Below are 17,054 nucleotides of genomic sequence, written 5' to 3'. Positions count from 1 at the left end.
TGAGGCCTTCCCAAACAACACATTTCCAAATCTTATCCACAGGTCCATCCCCCATGCTCTTCCTGGTCGCCTACATCAGCAGCGTCGTGCTGATCAACTTCGCCTTTTCCACCGCGCCGCACCTGGACGTCATCTGGTCCGCCTGGGGCGGCCTGGTGTTTATCCTGCGTGACATGGTGCAAACCCGCTTCGGCCACGGCGCGATCATCGCCATGCTGGCGGCGCTGGTGCTGTCGTATATCACCTCCGACCCGTCCATCGCCCTGGCCAGCGCCACGGCCTTTGCGGTGTCCGAATGCATCGACTGGCTGGTGTTCAGCATCACCCGGCGCCCGCTGCACGACCGCCTGTGGATAAGTTCGGCGCTGAGCATTCCCCTCGATACGTTTATCTTCTTCGGCTTGATCGGTGCGCTCACGCCGGCCGTGGCGGGCACGGCGCTGGTGTCGAAATTCGCCGGTGTCACCGTGGTGTGGCTGATCATGGCCTGGCGCATCCGCCGGCGCGCCGTCGCCAATTGAGGCCAACCTGTGCAGTTCATGTAAAATGCCGGCCTTTCTCCCCCTGATCCGCTCCCCTGAGGACCTGAGATGACCCGAATCGGAACTCCATTGTCGCCAACCGCGACCCGCGTTTTGCTGTGTGGCTGCGGTGAGCTGGGCAAGGAAGTGGTAATCGAACTGCAACGCCTGGGCGTTGAAGTGATTGCCGTGGATCGCTACGCCAATGCGCCGGCCATGCAGGTTGCGCACCGTAGCCATGTGATCAACATGCTCGATGGCGCCGCATTGCGCGCCGTGATCGAGGCGGAGAAGCCGCACTTTATCGTGCCGGAAATCGAAGCCATCGCCACCGCTACCCTGGTCGAGCTGGAAGCCGAAGGCTTCACCGTGATCCCGACCGCGCGTGCCACATCGCTGACAATGAACCGCGAAGGCATCCGTCGCCTGGCCGCCGAAGAGCTGGATCTGCCGACCTCGCCGTACCACTTCGCCGACACCTTCGAGGACTACAGCAAGGCCGTGCAAGACCTGGGCTTTCCCTGCGTGGTCAAGCCGGTGATGAGTTCCTCGGGCAAGGGCCAGAGCCTGCTGCGCAGCGCGGACGATGTGCGCAAAGCCTGGGATTACGCCCAGGAAGGCGGCCGTGCGGGTAAAGGCCGAGTGATCATCGAAGGCTTTATCGACTTCGACTACGAAATCACCCTGCTGACCGTGCGCCACATCGGTGGCACCACTTTCTGTGCGCCCGTCGGCCACCGGCAGGAGAAGGGCGACTACCAGGAATCCTGGCAGCCCCAAGCCATGAGCCCGATTGCCCTGGCCGAATCCGAGCGGGTTGCCAAAGCGGTGACCGAGGCCCTGGGTGGTCGTGGTCTGTTTGGCGTGGAACTGTTCATCAAGGGTGATCAGGTGTGGTTCAGCGAAGTGTCGCCGCGCCCGCATGACACCGGCCTTGTGACCCTGATATCGCAGGACCTGTCGCAGTTTGCGCTGCACGCTCGCGCCATCCTGGGGCTGCCGATCCCATTGATCCGTCAGTTCGGGCCTTCGGCGTCGGCGGTGATCCTGGTGGAAGGGCAGTCGACGCAGACGGCATTCGCCAACCTCGGCGCGGCCTTGAGCGAGCCGGATACGGCGTTGCGTCTGTTTGGCAAGCCTGAGGTCAATGGTCAGCGCCGCATGGGCGTGGCGTTGGCGCGGGATGAGTCGATTGAAGCGGCTCGAGCCAAGGCGACCCGGGCTTCCAAGGCGGTTGTAGTAGAGCTGTAACCTCAGCTTGATCGTTCCCACGCTCCGCGTGGGAATGCCTCTTGTGACGCTTTGCGTCATGCTTTGGGACGCAGAGCGTCCTGGGCTGCATTCCCACTCAGAGCGTGGGAACGATCAGTCAGGCCACCCTGTTCAAATCATTATCCCGCGTCTCTTTCAGGCACAGCACCGCAATCAGACTGAGCAACGCTGCCGCCGACACATACCCACCGACATAACTCAGCCCGCCCATCGCCACTAGCTTGGTCGCGAAGAACGGTGCCGCCGACGCCCCCACGATCCCACCCAGGTTATACGCCGCCGACGCGCCGGTATAACGCACGCGGGTCGGGAACAGTTCCGGCAGCAGCGCGCCCATCGGCGCGAAAGTCACGCCCATCAGGAACAGCTCCAGCGCCAGGAACAGCGCCACGGCCCAGGTTGAACCGTGGGTCAGCAGCGGCTCCATGGTAAAGCCGGACAGGATTGCCAGCACCGCGCCGACAATCAGCACCGGCTTGCGCCCGTAGCGGTCGCTGGCCAGCGCTGCCAGCGGCGTCGCCAGGCCCATGAACAGCACTGCGAAGCACAACAGGCCGAGGAAGGTTTCACGGCTGTAGCCGAGGGTCGACACCCCATAGCTCAGGGAAAACGCCGTGGTGATATAGAACAGCGCATAGCACACCACCATCGACGCAGCGCCCAGCAGCACCGGCAGCCAATGCTGGCTGAACAGTTCCACCAGCGGCACTTTCACCGGTTTTTCCTTGGCCACGGCATTGGCGAACACCGGCGTCTCGTGCAGCTTGAGCCGTGCGTACAGGCCCACCATCACCAACGCCGCGCTGAGGATGAACGGAATGCGCCAGCCCCAGCTGCGGAACTGCTCGTCGTTCAGGCTCATGGCCAGGATCAGGAACAAGCCATTGGCCGCCAGGAACCCGATCGACGGGCCCAGTTGCGGGAACATGCCGAACCAGGCGCGCTTGCCCTTGGGGGCATTCTCGGTGGCCAGCAATGCCGCGCCGCCCCATTCCCCGCCCAAGCCCAGGCCTTGGCCGAAGCGCAATACACACAACAGAATCGGTGCCCAGGCGCCAATGCTGTCGTAGCCCGGCAGCAAGCCGATCAGGGTGGTGCACACGCCCATCAACAGCAGGGAGGCCACCAACGTCGACTTGCGGCCGATACGGTCGCCAAAGTGGCCGAACAGCGCCGAACCCAGTGGGCGCGCTATGAACGCGATACCGAATGTCAGGAACGACGCGAGCATCTGTGCGGTGCCGGACGTTTGCGGGAAGAACACCGGGCCGATGACCAGTGCCGCAGCCGTGGCGTAGATATAGAAGTCGTAGAACTCAATGGCGGTGCCGACGATGCTCGCGGTGGCCACACGGGCCGTCGAGTTGGTCGGGGCGGCGGTTGCGGCCTCGTTATACGTGGTGCTCATGGCAGTATCCCGGATTGGTCATTGCGCGTTTGGACGCGGATTATTATTGGTCGAACACCCATGGATCAGGGTTGTGCGCGGGGTGGCTCGGGATGGGAGCAAACACCGCTCGGACAGGGTGAAGCGCTGCCTGGACGCGCTGAGTGCGGGTAGCACGCGGTCGGGCGGGGGCTTGGGTAAGCCGCAGGGATTATAGGAAGGGGTTTGGAATTACAACAAGTGGTTGGAGCGCCACAATTCAAATGTGGGAGGGTTATGCGGCTATTGGCACGTGGCTGGTATGCCAGATCAGCACCTTGCTCACCCGGTTGTCCTCGGTCTCGAGGATTTCCAGGCGGTAGCGGCCGATTTTCAGGCATACCGCGCAGTCCGGAATAGTCTCCAGCGCTTCGGTCACCAGGCCGTTGAGGGTCTTGGGGCCGTCGCTGGGCAGGTGCCAGCCCAGGCTTTTGTTCAGTTCGCGGATCGAGGCAGCGCCGTCGATGATGTAGCGGCCATCGGGTTGGGCTTCGACATGGGGGTTATCCACCGCCTGGTCGCTTTCGAATTCGCCGACGATTTCTTCGAGGATATCTTCCAGGGTCACGATGCCCAGCACTTCGCCGTACTCGTCCACCACCATGCCCAGGCGCCGCTGCTGCTTGTGGAAATTCAGCAGTTGCAGCTGCAGAGGCGTGCTCTCCGGTACGAAGTAGGGTTCGTGACAGGCGGCGAGCAGCGCTTCCTTGGTCAGGCTGGCATCGGGCAGCAGATGCTGGACCTGCCGGGTGTTGAGCACCGCTTCGACCTGGTTGATATCGCTGTGGAACACCGGCAGCCGCGTGCGCTGGGAGGTGCGCAGTTGCTCGATGATGTCTTCGATCGTGTCATCCAGGTTGATGCCGTCCACGTCGCTGCGTGGCACCAGGATGTCGTTGACGGTGATGTTGTCCAGTGCATGGATGCCCGGCATGCTGGGCATGCGCTCTTGGTCGGCGTCGTGCTGCGGCTCGTCGTCGTGGTCGGACGAAGGTTCGTCGCTCTTTTTCACTATGCCCGGCTTGCGCGCGAACGGGCGCAGCAACAGCAGGCTGATGCCATTGAGCAACCAGGCGGCGGGATAGAGGATTTTCAGCGGCACGCCCAGCAAGGCGTTACCGAAGCCCAGTATGGCCTGCGGATAACGGGTAGCCAGGGCGCGGGGCAGGTAGTCGGCGAGGATCAGCAGCAACGCGCACGAGATCAGCCAGCCGAGCCACGGCCCGTTCTGGGCCCAGGCATAGATCGCCAGCAGCGTGCAGAGAATCACGACGGCTGCGCGACACAGGCTGTTGCACAGGATCAGGCTGTGGCGCGGGAAGCTCAGGCGCGTGGCGGCCTTGTCGCCCTGGCGTGTGCCGGGGCGCAGGGCCAGCAGGTGTTGTTGCGCGGCTTCGATGGCGGTAAACAGTGCCGCCCATAAAATCAGCAGGGCAATTACGGCGAGCATCGGCCCAAGGGGCAAGTTGTCCATGATCGCCGCCCGTCAGATATGCAGGATGTATTCGCGAACCAGCTTGCTGCCGAAATAGGCCAGCATCAGCAGGCAGAAACCGGCCAGGGTCCAGCGGATGGCCTTGTGCCCGCGCCAGCCGAGGCGGTTGCGGCCCCACAGCAATACGCTGAACACCACCCAGGCCAGGCAGGCCAGCAAGGTTTTGTGCACCAGATGCTGGGCGAACAGGTTTTCGACGAACAGCCAGCCGGAAATCAGCGATAGCGACAACAAGGTCCAGCCGGCCCACAGAAAACCGAACAGCAGGCTTTCCATGGTTTGCAGCGGCGGGAAGTTCTTGATCAGCCCCGACGGGTGCTTGTGCTTGAGCTGGTGGTCTTGCAACAGCACCAGCAGCGACTGGAACACCGCGATGGTGAACATGCCGTAGGCCAGGATCGACAGCAGGATATGCGCGAGGATGCCCGGCTCTTCATCGATCACCTGGACGGTGCCGGTGGGCGCGAACTGCGCCAGCAGCACCGTGAGCATGCCCAGCGGGAATAAAAGAACGAGCAGGTTTTCGACCGGAATCCGGTAGCACGCCAGCAGCGTCAGTGCGATCACGGCGGCGGCGATCAGGCTGGCGGCGCTGAAAAAATCCAGGCCCAGGCCAACCGGGGTCAGCAGGTGGGTGAACAGACTGGCCGCATGGGCCAGCAGGGCCAGCACGCCAAGGCCGACCAGCAGACGTTTGTCCGCTTTAGTGCCTTGGGCCAGACGAGAGCCCTGATAGAGAGTCGCAGCGGCATACACGATGGCGGCGGCGAGGCTGGGTAGCAAACTGGGTGACAAGGGGAGCATAAATCCTGATAGGCAAGCCCGAAAGGCGCTGAGTTTGGCACACACCTGCGCTGCACGAAAGACTCCTGGGCCAGACAGCGGGTGTGCATGGACGCAGTCTTCGCTATAATCCGCGACCTGCCCACGCCGCAGGCTCGCCGAGCGCTGTTTTTAATAGCGATTTACCACAGCCTGGGCCGCCATTACCTCGGTCTACCAATGCATTTCGATGAATAGGGCCTGAAAGGATCGCGCATGTTTGAAAACTTGACTGACCGTCTCTCGCAGACGCTGCGCCACGTAACCGGCAAGGCCAAGCTGACCGAGGACAATATTAAAGACACCCTGCGTGAAGTGCGCATGGCGTTGCTGGAGGCCGACGTGGCCTTGCCGGTGGTGAAGGACTTCGTCAACTCGGTCAAGGAGCGTGCGGTCGGCACTGAAGTGTCGCGCAGCCTGACCCCGGGCCAGGCGTTCGTGAAGATCGTCCAGGCCGAACTCGAAAGCCTGATGGGCGCGGCCAACGAAGATTTGAACCTCAGCGCCGTGCCACCGGCCGTCGTGCTGATGGCTGGCCTGCAAGGTGCGGGTAAGACCACCACCGCCGGCAAGCTGGCGCGCTTCCTTAAAGAGCGCAAGAAGAAGTCGGTGATGGTGGTATCGGCCGACGTCTACCGTCCGGCCGCGATCAAGCAGCTGGAAATGCTCGCGGGCGAAGTGGGCGTGACCTTCTTCCCGTCGGACCTGAGCCAGAAGCCGGTTGATATCGCCACTGCGGCTATTAAAGAAGCCAAGCTGAAATTCATCGACGTGGTCATCGTCGATACCGCCGGTCGCCTGCACATCGATGAAGAGATGATGGGCGAGATCAAGGCGCTGCATGCCGCGATCAACCCGGTCGAGACGCTATTCGTGGTCGACGCCATGACCGGCCAGGATGCCGCCAACACCGCCAAGGCCTTCGGTGACGCACTGCCGCTGACCGGCGTGATCCTGACCAAGGTCGACGGCGACGCCCGTGGCGGTGCCGCGCTGTCGGTACGCGCCATTACCGGCAAGCCGATCAAGTTCATCGGTATGGGCGAGAAGAGCGAAGCGCTCGAACCGTTCCACCCGGAGCGTATCGCCTCGCGTATCCTCGGCATGGGCGACGTGCTCAGCCTGATCGAACAGGCTGAAGCCACGCTCGATAAAGGCAAGGCCGACAAACTGGCCAAAAAGCTGAAGAAGGGCAAGGGCTTCGACCTCGAAGACTTCCGCGACCAGCTGCAGCAAATGAAGAACATGGGCGGCCTCGGCGGCCTGATGGACAAGCTGCCGAACATCGGCGGCGTGAACCTGGCGCAAATGGGCAACGCCCAGGGTGCGGCAGAGAAGCAATTCAAGCAGATGGAAGCCATCATCAACTCCATGACCCCGGCCGAGCGCCGCGACCCTGAGCTGATCAGCGGTTCGCGCAAGCGTCGGATCGCTATGGGATCCGGCACCCAGGTGCAGGACATCGGCCGCTTGATCAAGCAGCACAAGCAGATGCAGAAGATGATGAAGAAGTTCTCCGCCAAGGGCGGCATGGCCAAGATGATGCGCGGCATGGGCGGTATGTTGCCCGGCGGCGGTATGCCGAAAATGTAAAGTATTCGAGCACAAGCCTTGGCTTGCGCTCCGACCCACAGGGATGTGGGATCTCCAGCAAACCCGCCGTTGGCGGGCGCTGACTTGCCGTTTTAACCGACGGCTCTATAGCAGATCTGAATGGCACGCTGATAGGCGCCGGAAAAAGACATTTGCAAAAGTCCGGATATTCCTTAGAATATGCGGCCTTTCGGGCACCTATGCCCGCTGTGCATTTAGATTTGCAGCACCGACTACAGGAACGATGTTCACATGCTAACAATCCGTCTTGCCCTTGGCGGCTCCAAAAAGCGCCCGTTTTACCACTTGACCGTAACCGACAGCCGCAACCCGCGCGACGGTTCGCACAAGGAACAGGTTGGTTTCTTCAACCCTGTTGCTCGTGGTCAAGAAGTTCGTCTGTCCGTGAACCAAGAGCGCGTAGCCTACTGGCTGAGCGTTGGTGCACAGCCATCCGAGCGCGTTGCAAAGTTGTTGAAGGACTCGGCTAAGGCCGCAGCCTGAGCAATATGAACGCGACGCCAGCTGTTGCTGATGATTTGATCGTTATCGGCAAGATTTACTCTGTTCATGGCGTTCGCGGCGAAGTGAAGGTGTATTCCTTTACTGATCCGACTGAAAACCTGTTGCAGTACAAAACCTGGACGCTCAAGCGCGAAGGTAGTGTGAAACAGGTCGAGCTGGTCAGTGGACGCGGGAACGACAAGTTCCTGGTCGCAAAGCTCAAGGGTCTTGATGATCGTGAAGAAGCACGTCTTCTGGCCGGTTATGAGATCTGCGTGCCGCGCAACCTGTTCCCTGAATTGACCGACGGCGAGTACTACTGGTACCAGCTGGAAGGTCTGAAGGTTATTGATCAACTCGGGCAATTGCTGGGGAAAATCGATCATCTTCTGGAAACCGGCGCCAATGATGTAATGGTGGTCAAGCCTTGCGCTGGCAGCCTGGATGATCGCGAACGCCTGTTGCCCTATACCGGGCAGTGCGTGTTGGCCGTCGACCTGGCAGCGGGCGAGATGAAGGTGGAATGGGACGCGGACTTCTAAGCGTGGCTACTTTGCGCATTGAAGTGATCAGTTTGTTTCCCGAGATGTTTTCCGCCATCAGCGAGTACGGCATCACCAGTCGGGCGGTGAAGCAGGGGCTGTTGCAGCTTACCTGTTGGAACCCGCGAGACTACACGACGGATCGGCATCACACTGTGGACGATCGCCCATTTGGCGGTGGTCCGGGCATGGTGATGAAGATCAAGCCCCTGGAAGACGCGTTGGTTGAGGCCAAGGCCGCCGCCGGGGAGAAGGCGAAGGTAATTTACCTGTCCCCTCAAGGCCGTCAGCTGAAACAGGCTGCGGTACGCGAACTGGCAAATGAGGAAGCACTGATCCTGATTGCCGGCCGCTATGAAGGCATTGACGAGCGGTTTATTGAAGCTCATGTCGATGAAGAGTGGTCGATTGGGGACTATGTCCTGTCTGGCGGTGAGCTGCCGGCGATGGTCCTGATAGATGCGGTTACACGACTGCTGCCTGGAGCTTTAGGGCATGCGGACTCTGCGGAGGAAGATTCCTTCACGGATGGTTTGCTGGATTGCCCGCACTACACCCGTCCGGAGGTGTATGCGGATCAGCGTGTTCCCGACGTATTGCTAAGTGGCAATCACGCACACATCCGGCGTTGGCGTTTACAGCAGTCCCTTGGTCGGACCTATGAACGACGCGCCGATCTTCTGGAAAGCCGCTCGCTTTCTGGAGAAGAGAAGAAGCTGCTCGAGGAATACATCCTCGCGCGGGACGATAGTTAACAACGTATCGATGGTAGGTCCATTGACTTACCTTAGGAGCACAGCATGACTAACAAAATCATCCTTGCACTCGAAGCAGAGCAGATGACCAAAGAGATCCCTACCTTTGCCCCGGGCGACACCATTGTCGTTCAGGTGAAAGTGAAGGAAGGCGACCGTTCGCGTCTGCAAGCGTTCGAAGGCGTGGTAATCGCCAAGCGTAACCGTGGTGTGAACAGTGCTTTCACTGTTCGTAAAATCTCCAACGGTGTTGGCGTAGAGCGTACTTTCCAGACCTACAGCCCGCAGATCGACAGCATGGCTGTGAAACGTCGCGGTGACGTACGCAAAGCCAAGCTGTACTACCTGCGTGACCTGTCCGGTAAAGCAGCTCGCATCAAGGAAAAACTGGCTTAAGTCCAGCTTCCCGATGCAGAAAGAAGCAGCCTACGGGCTGCTTTTTTGTGCCTGCGATTTGTGCAGTGCGCCCTGCTAGGCCTGACCAGGCTGAATGACTGCCAGTAATGTCCATCCCGCCAGCGGTTTCATATCGCTCTCTGGCGTGACCACATGCACCCAGCCGCTGCTATCGCGGGCAAACAGCAGTGTCGCCCGTTCCCCGTGCAGTGCCTGATAATCGCTCCAGCCAAACCCATCGGTCAGGTGGGTGGTATACAGTTCGGCGCCTTGCCCCAACAGGCTGGCAAGCTTGGTGTAGCTCAGCGGCTGGCTGCCCAGCAAGTGCCCGCGATGCTCGCCGCTGGCCCGGTGCTTGTCGGTGCGACGGCTTTCCTGGCTGTTGGCCAAGGCGAACAGGCGATGCCCGAAGTCATGACGAAAGCGCATGGTGGCCAACGTATTCAACTCGCCGGAAGGGGAAAGCGCGAGCAAATGCCCGAGACCGACCAGGTCCAGATGCGACTCGGCATGCTGTGATGCCGGGTTGCCGAAGTAGGTCGGCAGCCCTTCCATGCGGCTGGCCCGAATGTTTTCCCAGCTCGAATCGGTCAGCAGCACTCGGCTGCCAAGCTGTTGCAGGGCTTTGCCGAGGATGCGTGCCGGGCCGTTCGCACCGACGATCAGAAAGCCGCTTGGCGCGGGCTCGGCTACTTTCAGCAAGCGGGCCAGAGGACGCGCAGTCGCGCTTTGCAGCACCACCGTGCCGATAATCACCGCAAATGTCAGCGGCACCAGCAACAACGCACCTTCGTGGCCGGCCTCATCCAGGCGAATCGCAAAAATGGCCGACACCGCCGCGGCCACAATCCCGCGCGGGGCGATCCAGGCCAGCAGTGCGCGCTCGCGCCAGTTCAGTTTCGAGCCGACGGTGGATACTGCAACGTTCAGCGGGCGCGCAATGAACTGAATGATCAGCAGCAGAATCAGTACGAACGGCCCTAGGGCGATCAATGCGTTCAGGTCCAGGCGCGCTGCCAACAGAATAAACAAGCCGGAAATCAACAGTACGCTGAGGTTCTCCTTGAAGTGCAGGATGTGACGCACGTCCACCCCCTTCATGTTGGCCATCCACATGCCCATCAGGGTCACCGCCAGCAGGCCGGACTCATGCATGACCTGATTGGAGGCGATGAACACCCCCAGCACCGCCGCCAGGGTGGCCAGATTATGCAGGTATTCCGGCAACCACTGGCGGCGCATGACCAGGCCCAGCACCCAGCCCCCGACAATCCCGAACAGGCTGCCGCAGAGGATGACGCCGCCAAAGGTCAGCAGGCTGTGACTCAGGCCATCGCCCGAAGCACTGGCGATGATGAAGCTGTAGACCACCACGGCCAGTAGCGCACCGATGGGGTCGATGACGATGCCTTCCCAGCGCAGGATGTTGGCAATGGACGCCTTGGGGCGTACCACGCGCAGCATCGGCACGATGACGGTCGGGCCTGTGACCAGCGTCAGGGTGCCGAACAGCAGCGCCAGCAGCCAGTCGAAACCCAACAGCCAGTGGGTTGCCAGGGTGATCACCGCCCAGGTCGTCAGCGCGCCGAGGGTCACCAGTCGGTGCACCACGCTGCCGATTTCCTTCCATTCCGACAGATGCAGCGTCAGGCTGCCCTCAAACAGGATCAATGCGACGGCCAGCGACACTAATGGCATCAGCAATGGGCCGAACATTTCCTGCGGGTCGAGCCAGCCGAGTACCGGCCCCGCCAGAATTCCGCTCAATAACAGAAACAGAATCGCCGGCAACTTCAGGCGCCAGGCCAGCCATTGGCAGCCGAGCGCGGCCACACCGATACCGCCGAAAGCCAACAAGATCTGTTGTTCGTTCATTAAAGCTTCCTGTTCCTAGAAGTAGCGGGCTATGAAAGACTGGTGGCCCTTGCCACAGTTCACTAAATAAAATGGCGCCAAGCCCCTTGCCGCGTCGCCTGAGTAACCATGCCTGCCATTGACCACCCGCTGATCGACCGCTTCCTTGACGCCCTTTGGTTGGAAAAAGGCCTGTCGGACAACACTCGCCAGGCTTACCGCAGCGACCTGGCCCTGTTCAATGGTTGGTTGCAGGAGAAAAACCTGGAGTTGATCAATGCCGGGCGAGAGCTGATCCTCGATCACTTGGCCTGGCGCCTCGAGCAACATTACAAGCCGCGATCCACCGCGAGATTTCTCTCCGGTGTGCGCGGCTTTTATCGCTATCTGTTGCGTGAAAAACTCATCGCGATCGATCCAACTCTACAAGTCGATATGCCGCAATTAGGTAGGCCTCTTCCTAAATCTTTGTCGGAAACTGATGTGGAGGCTCTGTTGGCCGCGCCGGATCTCAGTGAAGCCATCGGCCAGCGCGATCGCGCCATGCTCGAAGTGCTCTACGCCTGCGGGCTGCGGGTGACCGAGTTGATCAGCCTGACCCTGGAGCAGGTCAACTTGCGCCAGGGTGTGTTGCGGGTGATGGGCAAGGGCAGCAAGGAGCGCCTGGTGCCGATGGGTGAGGAAGCGATTGTGTGGGTCGAGCGTTACATGCGCGATGCGCGCAACGAATTGCTCGGCGGCCGCCCCAGTGATGTGCTGTTTCCCAGCCTGCGCGGCGAGCAGATGACCCGCCAGACCTTCTGGCACCGCATCAAGCATCAGGCCAAGGTAGCCGGGATCGGCAAGACGCTGTCGCCGCACACTCTGCGCCATGCATTCGCCACGCACTTGCTCAACCATGGCGCGGATTTGCGTGTCGTGCAGATGCTGCTCGGGCACAGTGACCTGTCCACCACGCAGATTTACACCCATGTCGCGCGGGCGCGCTTGCAGGATATGCACGCCAAGCACCATCCGCGCGGCTGAAAAATCCCAATTTACCCTGCCACGGGCTGCCCTGCGGCCCAACTGTGGTAGGCTTTGTCGGTTCGCCAAGGCGACGGTCACACCCCCATTTTCCAATCGGCGTACCTGCACCGTCCCTGCATCTGCCTTCAGGAGTTCCCATGCGCTTGACCCAGATTATTGCCGCCGCAGCCATTGCGTTGGTTTCCACCTTTGCCGTCGCTGATGACGCAGCCGAGCAGGCCATTCGCAAGAGTCTGGTCAACCTGCAGCTCGACACCCCCATCGAAAGCATCAGCGCCAGCCCGATGGCCGGCCTGTATGAAGTCAAGCTCAAGGGCAGCCGCGTGCTGTACGCCAGTGCTGACGGCCAGTACATCGTTCAGGGCTACCTGTTCCAGCTCAAGGACGGCAAGCCGGTCAACCTGACCGAGAAAGCCGAGCGCCTTGGCGTGTCCAAGCTGATCAACGGTATTCCCGTGGCTGAAACCGTGGTGTACCCGGCAATCGGTGAAACCAAGACCCACATCACGGTGTTCACCGACACCACCTGCCCGTACTGCCACAAGCTGCACGCCGAAGTGCCTGCGCTGAACAAGCTGGGGGTGGAAGTGCGCTACGTCGCGTTCCCGCGCCAGGGCCTGGGCTCGCCGGGTGATGAGCAGTTGCAAGCGGTCTGGTGCTCGGCCGACAAGAAGGCGGCCATGGACAAGATGGTCGACGGCAAGGAAATCAAGGCGGCCAAATGCGCCAACCCGGTTTCCAAGCAGTTCGCCCTGGGCCAGTCCATCGGCGTGAACGGCACACCGGCCATCGTTTTGGCCGACGGCCAGGTGATTCCGGGCTACCAGCCGGCACCACAAGTTGCCAAACTGGCACTGGGTGCCAAGTAAGCATTTATCGTCGAGCCTTTGACGAGCATGGCCCGCCGAACCGTCGGCGGGTCATTAATTGAGAGCCGCAGTTGTGCGGCTGTGTTCCACGGCCGGCCTTGAGTCGGCCGTTTCATGGGGAGTTCTTCAGTGAAACCGGTCAAAGTAGGCATCTGTGGGTTAGGGACCGTCGGTGGCGGCACCTTCAACGTACTTCAGCGTAACGCTGAAGAAATTTCCCGCCGTGCAGGGCGCGAGATTGAAGTGGCGCAGATTGCCACGCGTTCGCCAAAGCCTCAGTTCGAAACGACCGGTATTGCGATTACCCACGATGTGTTCGCCGTGGCCACCAACCCTGAAATCGATATCGTCATCGAGCTGGTGGGCGGCTACACCGTGGCCCGCGAGCTGGTGCTAATGGCCATCGACAACGGCAAGCACGTGGTCACCGCCAACAAGGCGCTGATCGCCGTGCACGGCAACGAGATCTTCGCCAGGGCGCGTGAGAAGGGCGTGATCGTGGCATTCGAAGCGGCGGTGGCCGGTGGCATCCCTGTGATCAAGGCGATCCGTGAAGGCCTCTCTGCCAACCGCATCAACTGGGTGGCCGGCATCATCAACGGCACCGGTAACTTCATTCTCACCGAAATGCGCGAGAAGGGCCGTACCTTCGAAGACGTGTTGGCCGAAGCCCAGGCCCTGGGTTACGCCGAAGCCGACCCGACCTTTGACGTGGAAGGCATCGATGCGGCCCACAAGCTGACCATCCTGGCGTCCATTGCCTTTGGTATCCCGCTGCAGTTCGACAAGGCTTACACCGAAGGCATCACCAAGCTGACCACCGCCGACGTGAACTACGCCGAAGCCCTGGGCTATCGCATCAAGCACCTCGGTGTGGCGCGCAGCACCCCGGCCGGTATCGAATTGCGTGTGCACCCGACACTGATCCCGGCCGACCGCCTGATCGCCAACGTCAATGGCGTGATGAACGCGGTGATGGTCAACGGTGACGCCGCCGGTTCCACGCTGTTCTACGGCGCCGGCGCCGGCATGGAGCCGACCGCTTCATCGGTGATCGCCGACCTGGTGGACGTGGTTCGCGCCATGACCAGCGACCCGGAAAACCGCGTGCCGCACCTGGCCTTCCAGCCGGACTCGCTGTCGGCCCACCCGATCCTGCCGATCGAAGCCTGCGAAAGTGCCTACTACCTGCGCATCCAGGCCCAGGATCATCCGGGCGTGTTGGCCCAGGTGGCCAGCATCCTGTCGGAGCGCGGAATCAACATCGAATCGATCATGCAGAAGGAAGTCGAGGAGCAGAACGGCCAGGTGCCGATGATCCTGCTGACCCACCGCGTGCTCGAGCAGCATATCAACGATGCCATCGCTGCACTGGAAGCCTTGCAAGGTGTAGTGGGCCCGGTCGTTCGTATCCGCGTCGAGCACTTGAACTAACCGATTGTTCCAGGGGCCCCGAGCGTTCGGCGGCCCCTGTTCGAGAATGTTTTAGAGGAGCCAGTCATGCGTTACATCAGCACCCGCGGCCAGGCACCGGCCCTGAATTTCGAAGACGTTCTGCTGGCAGGCCTTGCCACCGACGGCGGCTTGTACGTGCCGGAAAACCTGCCGCGCTTCACCCAGGAAGAAATCGCTTCCTGGGCCGGCCTGCCGTACCACGAACTGGCGTTCCGGGTGATGCGCCCGTTCGTCACCGGCAGCATTCCGGATGCGGACTTCAAGAAGATCCTGGAAGAAACCTACGGCGTATTTTCCCACAGCGCCATCGCGCCCCTGCGCCAGCTGAACGGCAACGAATGGGTGCTTGAGCTGTTCCACGGCCCCACCTTGGCGTTCAAGGACTTTGCCCTGCAATTGCTCGGTCGCCTGCTGGACTACGTGCTGGAGAAACGCGGCGAGCGCGTGGTGATCATCGGCGCCACCTCCGGCGACACCGGCTCGGCGGCCATCGAAGGGTGCAAGCACTGCGAAAACGTCGACATATTCATCCTGCACCCACACAAGCGTGTGTCGGAAGTGCAGCGTCGCCAGATGACCACCCTGTTTGGTGAAAACATCCACAACATCGCCATCGACGGCAACTTCGATGACTGCCAGGAAATGGTCAAGAACAGCTTCGCCGACCAGAGCTTCCTCAAAGGCACCCGCCTGGTGGCGGTGAATTCGATCAACTGGGCGCGGATCATGGCCCAGATCGTCTACTACTTCCACGCTTCCCTGCAGCTGGGCGGGCCGGCGCGTTCGGTGTCGTTCTCGGTGCCGACCGGCAACTTCGGCGATATCTTCGCCGGCTACCTGGCACGCAACATGGGCCTGCCGATCAATCAGTTGATCGTCGCGACCAACCGCAACGACATCCTGCACCGCTTCATGAGCGGCAACCAGTACGTCAAGGAAACCCTGCACGCCACCCTGTCGCCGTCGATGGACATCATGGTCTCGTCGAACTTCGAACGCCTGCTGTTCGACATGCACGGTCGCAATGGCGCGGCGCTGGCCGAGCTGATGAACAGCTTCAAGCAAGGTGGCGGTTTCAGCGTCGAGCAAGAGCGCTGGACCGAAACCCGCAAGCTGTTCGACTCCTTGGCAGTGGACGACGCGCAGACGTGCGAAACCATCGCTGAAGTCTACGCCCAGACCGGCGAGCTGCTCGACCCGCACACCGCCATCGGTGTGAAGGCCGCCCGCGAGTGCCGTCGCAGCCTGGATATCCCGATGGTGATCCTGGGCACCGCGCACCCGGTCAAATTCCCGGAAGCGGTGGAGCAGGCCGGTGTCGGCAAGGCCTTGGAGCTGCCCAAGCACCTGACTGATCTGTTCGAACGGGAAGAGCGTTACACGGTGTTGGCCAACGACCTGAAGGCGGTGCAGGCGTTTGTCAGCCAGCATGGCAATCGGGGTAAGCCGCTGTAAGGCGCACCGCATAGACAAAAACGCCGCTTTCCCTTCCCAGGGTCAGCGGCGTTTTTTTGTTTCTGGCAGGCCCGCCAGTAATATCATCTACGTGAGTAGCTTATGGGCCAGCGCCATTACCGTGCCAACAGCCGTAAAGAAGCCTATTGCGATGCCCACGGGGTACCAGAAGATCTCACGGGTTATCTTGTGGACTTCAGCATTGAACTTGCGTTGTTCGGCATAGATGCGTGATATGTCCGCGTGAATTTTCTCGATCGACGCTTGTTGTTCATTGTGTTCCAGCATCCTCTTCATCCTTTGTGATAAGGGGCTCATGACATGCACTCTGCCCGCACGGCAGGGTGATCAGCGCTCACCGAGTATAGGATTCACTCCTGGCCTGCGCGCTCGGCGTACCCCAGAACCGCAACCCATTGCGTAAGCAGTTATGTGCTGCCGTTTTTTACCTGTCATGTTGCAAGCGCATGCTGGACACGTCATCCCCGCACAACCCTTGAAAGACGAAAAAGCGAACTTTCCTACGTTACGACCAGTCACTTAGGAGAGACGCAGCACCCGTTGAAACGATTGTTCCCGAACTATTGAGTGGTGATCGAGATGGAAAGTATCAGCCTGTTGCTCGAAGAAGCACTGAGCCCTTATCTGGTTACGCTGACCACCTCTGGTGTGCAGGGCGAATGCCTGGTGACCGTGAAGAACCCCGGTGGCGCCATCATGGTCGAGCGCGAAGTCAACCGCGCTCAGCTGACCGACAAGCGCGCGCTGGTGGATGTGGTGGATTGTCTGCTGCGCGATTTGAAAATCGCTGAAGGTCGACTCGAGCCCTCGGTTATCGCAGCCTTGCGAAATGCCGCCATGACGCGAACCCCGGTCTGCGCATGAAGAATTATTTATCCTTCGAAACTTCCTACAACACGGCCGGTCAGAGTTTGTAACAGCAAGAGCAAACATTGTGCTCCGGTGTTTGTGGCTTGTTGTACTGGTCTTTGTAGATCACGTTTAACCCCGAGTTGTCTCCCCACTCCTCGGGGTTTCTTTTTGTCTGGGATTTGGCACAGCGCGC

Annotated in this window: 17 protein-coding genes; 12 read left to right on the top strand and 5 right to left on the bottom strand. The window is 60.6% G+C overall.

The window, feature by feature from the left end:
- Positions 1 to 53 precede the first annotated feature (53 nt).
- Positions 54 to 521, top strand: coding sequence for a VUT family protein (locus tag C4J86_RS21265; RefSeq protein WP_124371747.1), 468 nt, complete (start codon positions 54 to 56; stop codon positions 519 to 521).
- Positions 522 to 590: 69 nt separating this feature from the next.
- Positions 591 to 1,772, top strand: coding sequence for a formate-dependent phosphoribosylglycinamide formyltransferase (purT, locus tag C4J86_RS21260; protein WP_094951941.1), 1,182 nt, complete (start codon positions 591 to 593; stop codon positions 1,770 to 1,772).
- Between the two features lie 118 nt (positions 1,773 to 1,890).
- On the opposite strand, the gene C4J86_RS21255 is transcribed toward purT, so the two are convergent.
- The 3 genes from C4J86_RS21255 to C4J86_RS21245 all read right to left on the bottom strand — a co-directional run bounded on the left by C4J86_RS21255 (position 1,891) and on the right by C4J86_RS21245 (position 5,518).
- Positions 1,891 to 3,201 carry an MFS transporter gene (locus tag C4J86_RS21255; protein ID WP_124364262.1) on the bottom strand — a complete coding sequence of 437 codons (1,311 nt, stop codon included), beginning with the start codon at positions 3,199 to 3,201 and terminating at the stop codon, positions 1,891 to 1,893.
- 253 nt (positions 3,202 to 3,454) lie between these two features.
- Positions 3,455 to 4,693 carry a transporter associated domain-containing protein gene (locus C4J86_RS21250; protein ID WP_124371746.1) on the bottom strand — a complete coding sequence of 413 codons (1,239 nt, stop codon included), beginning with the start codon at positions 4,691 to 4,693 and terminating at the stop codon, positions 3,455 to 3,457.
- Between the two features lie 12 nt (positions 4,694 to 4,705).
- Positions 4,706 to 5,518, bottom strand: coding sequence for an inner membrane protein YpjD (locus C4J86_RS21245; protein WP_124364260.1), 813 nt, complete (start codon positions 5,516 to 5,518; stop codon positions 4,706 to 4,708).
- Positions 5,519 to 5,752: 234 nt separating this feature from the next.
- On the opposite strand from C4J86_RS21245, the gene ffh reads away from it, so the two are divergent.
- The 5 genes from ffh to rplS all read left to right on the top strand — a co-directional run bounded on the left by ffh (position 5,753) and on the right by rplS (position 9,326).
- Positions 5,753 to 7,129: a signal recognition particle protein gene (gene ffh, locus C4J86_RS21240; protein ID WP_124371745.1), complete on the top strand. Its 1,377-nt coding sequence runs from the start codon at positions 5,753 to 5,755 to the stop codon at positions 7,127 to 7,129.
- A gap of 252 nt (positions 7,130 to 7,381) precedes the next feature.
- Positions 7,382 to 7,633 (top strand): 30S ribosomal protein S16, encoded by a 252-nt coding sequence (rpsP, locus tag C4J86_RS21235; RefSeq protein WP_003175899.1) that lies wholly within the window; start codon positions 7,382 to 7,384, stop codon positions 7,631 to 7,633.
- 5 nt (positions 7,634 to 7,638) lie between these two features.
- Positions 7,639 to 8,175, top strand: a complete 537-nt coding sequence (gene rimM, locus C4J86_RS21230; RefSeq protein WP_124364258.1) for a ribosome maturation factor RimM — start codon at positions 7,639 to 7,641, stop codon at positions 8,173 to 8,175.
- Positions 8,157 to 8,930 (top strand): tRNA (guanosine(37)-N1)-methyltransferase TrmD, encoded by a 774-nt coding sequence (gene trmD / locus C4J86_RS21225; RefSeq protein ID WP_177412756.1) that lies wholly within the window; start codon positions 8,157 to 8,159, stop codon positions 8,928 to 8,930. The genes rimM and trmD overlap by 19 nt, the downstream gene beginning before the upstream one ends.
- Before the next feature lie 45 nt (positions 8,931 to 8,975).
- Complete coding sequence (gene rplS / locus C4J86_RS21220; protein WP_003175895.1) at positions 8,976 to 9,326, top strand: 50S ribosomal protein L19; 351 nt, start codon at positions 8,976 to 8,978, stop codon at positions 9,324 to 9,326.
- A gap of 75 nt (positions 9,327 to 9,401) precedes the next feature.
- Here the strand turns inward: rplS and C4J86_RS21215 are convergent, their stop codons facing one another.
- Complete coding sequence (locus C4J86_RS21215; protein ID WP_124371744.1) at positions 9,402 to 11,201, bottom strand: sodium:proton antiporter; 1,800 nt, start codon at positions 11,199 to 11,201, stop codon at positions 9,402 to 9,404.
- A 108-nt stretch (positions 11,202 to 11,309) separates the two neighbouring features.
- Here C4J86_RS21215 and xerD point away from each other — a divergent pair, with 108 nt between their 5' ends.
- From xerD to thrC, 4 genes are all read left to right on the top strand, one after another.
- The gene (xerD, locus tag C4J86_RS21210) at positions 11,310 to 12,206 is read left to right on the top strand and encodes a site-specific tyrosine recombinase XerD (RefSeq protein WP_124368231.1); all 897 of its coding nucleotides are present in this window, start codon (positions 11,310 to 11,312) and stop codon (positions 12,204 to 12,206) included.
- Positions 12,207 to 12,346: 140 nt separating this feature from the next.
- Positions 12,347 to 13,078: a thioredoxin fold domain-containing protein gene (locus C4J86_RS21205; RefSeq protein ID WP_057723916.1), complete on the top strand. Its 732-nt coding sequence runs from the start codon at positions 12,347 to 12,349 to the stop codon at positions 13,076 to 13,078.
- 129 nt (positions 13,079 to 13,207) lie between these two features.
- Positions 13,208 to 14,512: a homoserine dehydrogenase gene (locus C4J86_RS21200; RefSeq protein ID WP_124368230.1), complete on the top strand. Its 1,305-nt coding sequence runs from the start codon at positions 13,208 to 13,210 to the stop codon at positions 14,510 to 14,512.
- 66 nt (positions 14,513 to 14,578) lie between these two features.
- The gene (gene thrC, locus C4J86_RS21195; RefSeq protein WP_124368229.1) at positions 14,579 to 15,988 is read left to right on the top strand and encodes a threonine synthase; all 1,410 of its coding nucleotides are present in this window, start codon (positions 14,579 to 14,581) and stop codon (positions 15,986 to 15,988) included.
- Positions 15,989 to 16,075: 87 nt separating this feature from the next.
- Here thrC and C4J86_RS21190 read toward each other — a convergent pair whose 3' ends face one another.
- Positions 16,076 to 16,276 carry a hypothetical protein gene (locus C4J86_RS21190; protein WP_057723913.1) on the bottom strand — a complete coding sequence of 67 codons (201 nt, stop codon included), beginning with the start codon at positions 16,274 to 16,276 and terminating at the stop codon, positions 16,076 to 16,078.
- Between the two features lie 312 nt (positions 16,277 to 16,588).
- On the opposite strand from C4J86_RS21190, the gene C4J86_RS21185 reads away from it, so the two are divergent.
- Entirely contained in the window at positions 16,589 to 16,873 is a 285-nt protein-coding gene (locus tag C4J86_RS21185; protein WP_065896367.1) for a DUF3509 domain-containing protein, read from the top strand.
- Positions 16,874 to 17,054: the final 181 nt, after the last annotated feature.

The sequence above is a fragment of the Pseudomonas sp. R2-7-07 genome, from assembly GCF_003852355.1.
GTDB lineage: Bacteria > Pseudomonadota > Gammaproteobacteria > Pseudomonadales > Pseudomonadaceae > Aquipseudomonas.
Note: the sequence above shows the minus strand (reverse complement) of the source record. Positions and strands in the feature narration are given on the sequence as shown.

What these genes read in the sequence shown, in the direction of transcription:
- C4J86_RS21265 (WP_124371747.1), top strand. Translation starts at nt 54, where the DNA reads ATGCTCTTCCTGGTCGCCTACATCAGCAGCGTCGTGCTGATCAACTTC.
- purT (WP_094951941.1), top strand. Translation starts at nt 591, where the DNA reads ATGACCCGAATCGGAACTCCATTGTCGCCAACCGCGACCCGCGTTTTG.
- C4J86_RS21255 (WP_124364262.1), bottom strand. Translation starts at nt 3,201, where the DNA reads ATGAGCACCACGTATAACGAGGCCGCAACCGCCGCCCCGACCAACTCG.
- C4J86_RS21250 (WP_124371746.1), bottom strand. Translation starts at nt 4,693, where the DNA reads ATGGACAACTTGCCCCTTGGGCCGATGCTCGCCGTAATTGCCCTGCTG.
- C4J86_RS21245 (WP_124364260.1), bottom strand. Translation starts at nt 5,518, where the DNA reads ATGCTCCCCTTGTCACCCAGTTTGCTACCCAGCCTCGCCGCCGCCATC.
- ffh (WP_124371745.1), top strand. Translation starts at nt 5,753, where the DNA reads ATGTTTGAAAACTTGACTGACCGTCTCTCGCAGACGCTGCGCCACGTA.
- rpsP (WP_003175899.1), top strand. Translation starts at nt 7,382, where the DNA reads ATGCTAACAATCCGTCTTGCCCTTGGCGGCTCCAAAAAGCGCCCGTTT.
- rimM (WP_124364258.1), top strand. Translation starts at nt 7,639, where the DNA reads ATGAACGCGACGCCAGCTGTTGCTGATGATTTGATCGTTATCGGCAAG.
- trmD (WP_177412756.1), top strand. Translation starts at nt 8,157, where the DNA reads ATGGGACGCGGACTTCTAAGCGTGGCTACTTTGCGCATTGAAGTGATC.
- rplS (WP_003175895.1), top strand. Translation starts at nt 8,976, where the DNA reads ATGACTAACAAAATCATCCTTGCACTCGAAGCAGAGCAGATGACCAAA.
- C4J86_RS21215 (WP_124371744.1), bottom strand. Translation starts at nt 11,201, where the DNA reads ATGAACGAACAACAGATCTTGTTGGCTTTCGGCGGTATCGGTGTGGCC.
- xerD (WP_124368231.1), top strand. Translation starts at nt 11,310, where the DNA reads ATGCCTGCCATTGACCACCCGCTGATCGACCGCTTCCTTGACGCCCTT.
- C4J86_RS21205 (WP_057723916.1), top strand. Translation starts at nt 12,347, where the DNA reads ATGCGCTTGACCCAGATTATTGCCGCCGCAGCCATTGCGTTGGTTTCC.
- thrC (WP_124368229.1), top strand. Translation starts at nt 14,579, where the DNA reads ATGCGTTACATCAGCACCCGCGGCCAGGCACCGGCCCTGAATTTCGAA.
- C4J86_RS21190 (WP_057723913.1), bottom strand. Translation starts at nt 16,276, where the DNA reads ATGCTGGAACACAATGAACAACAAGCGTCGATCGAGAAAATTCACGCG.
- C4J86_RS21185 (WP_065896367.1), top strand. Translation starts at nt 16,589, where the DNA reads ATGGAAAGTATCAGCCTGTTGCTCGAAGAAGCACTGAGCCCTTATCTG.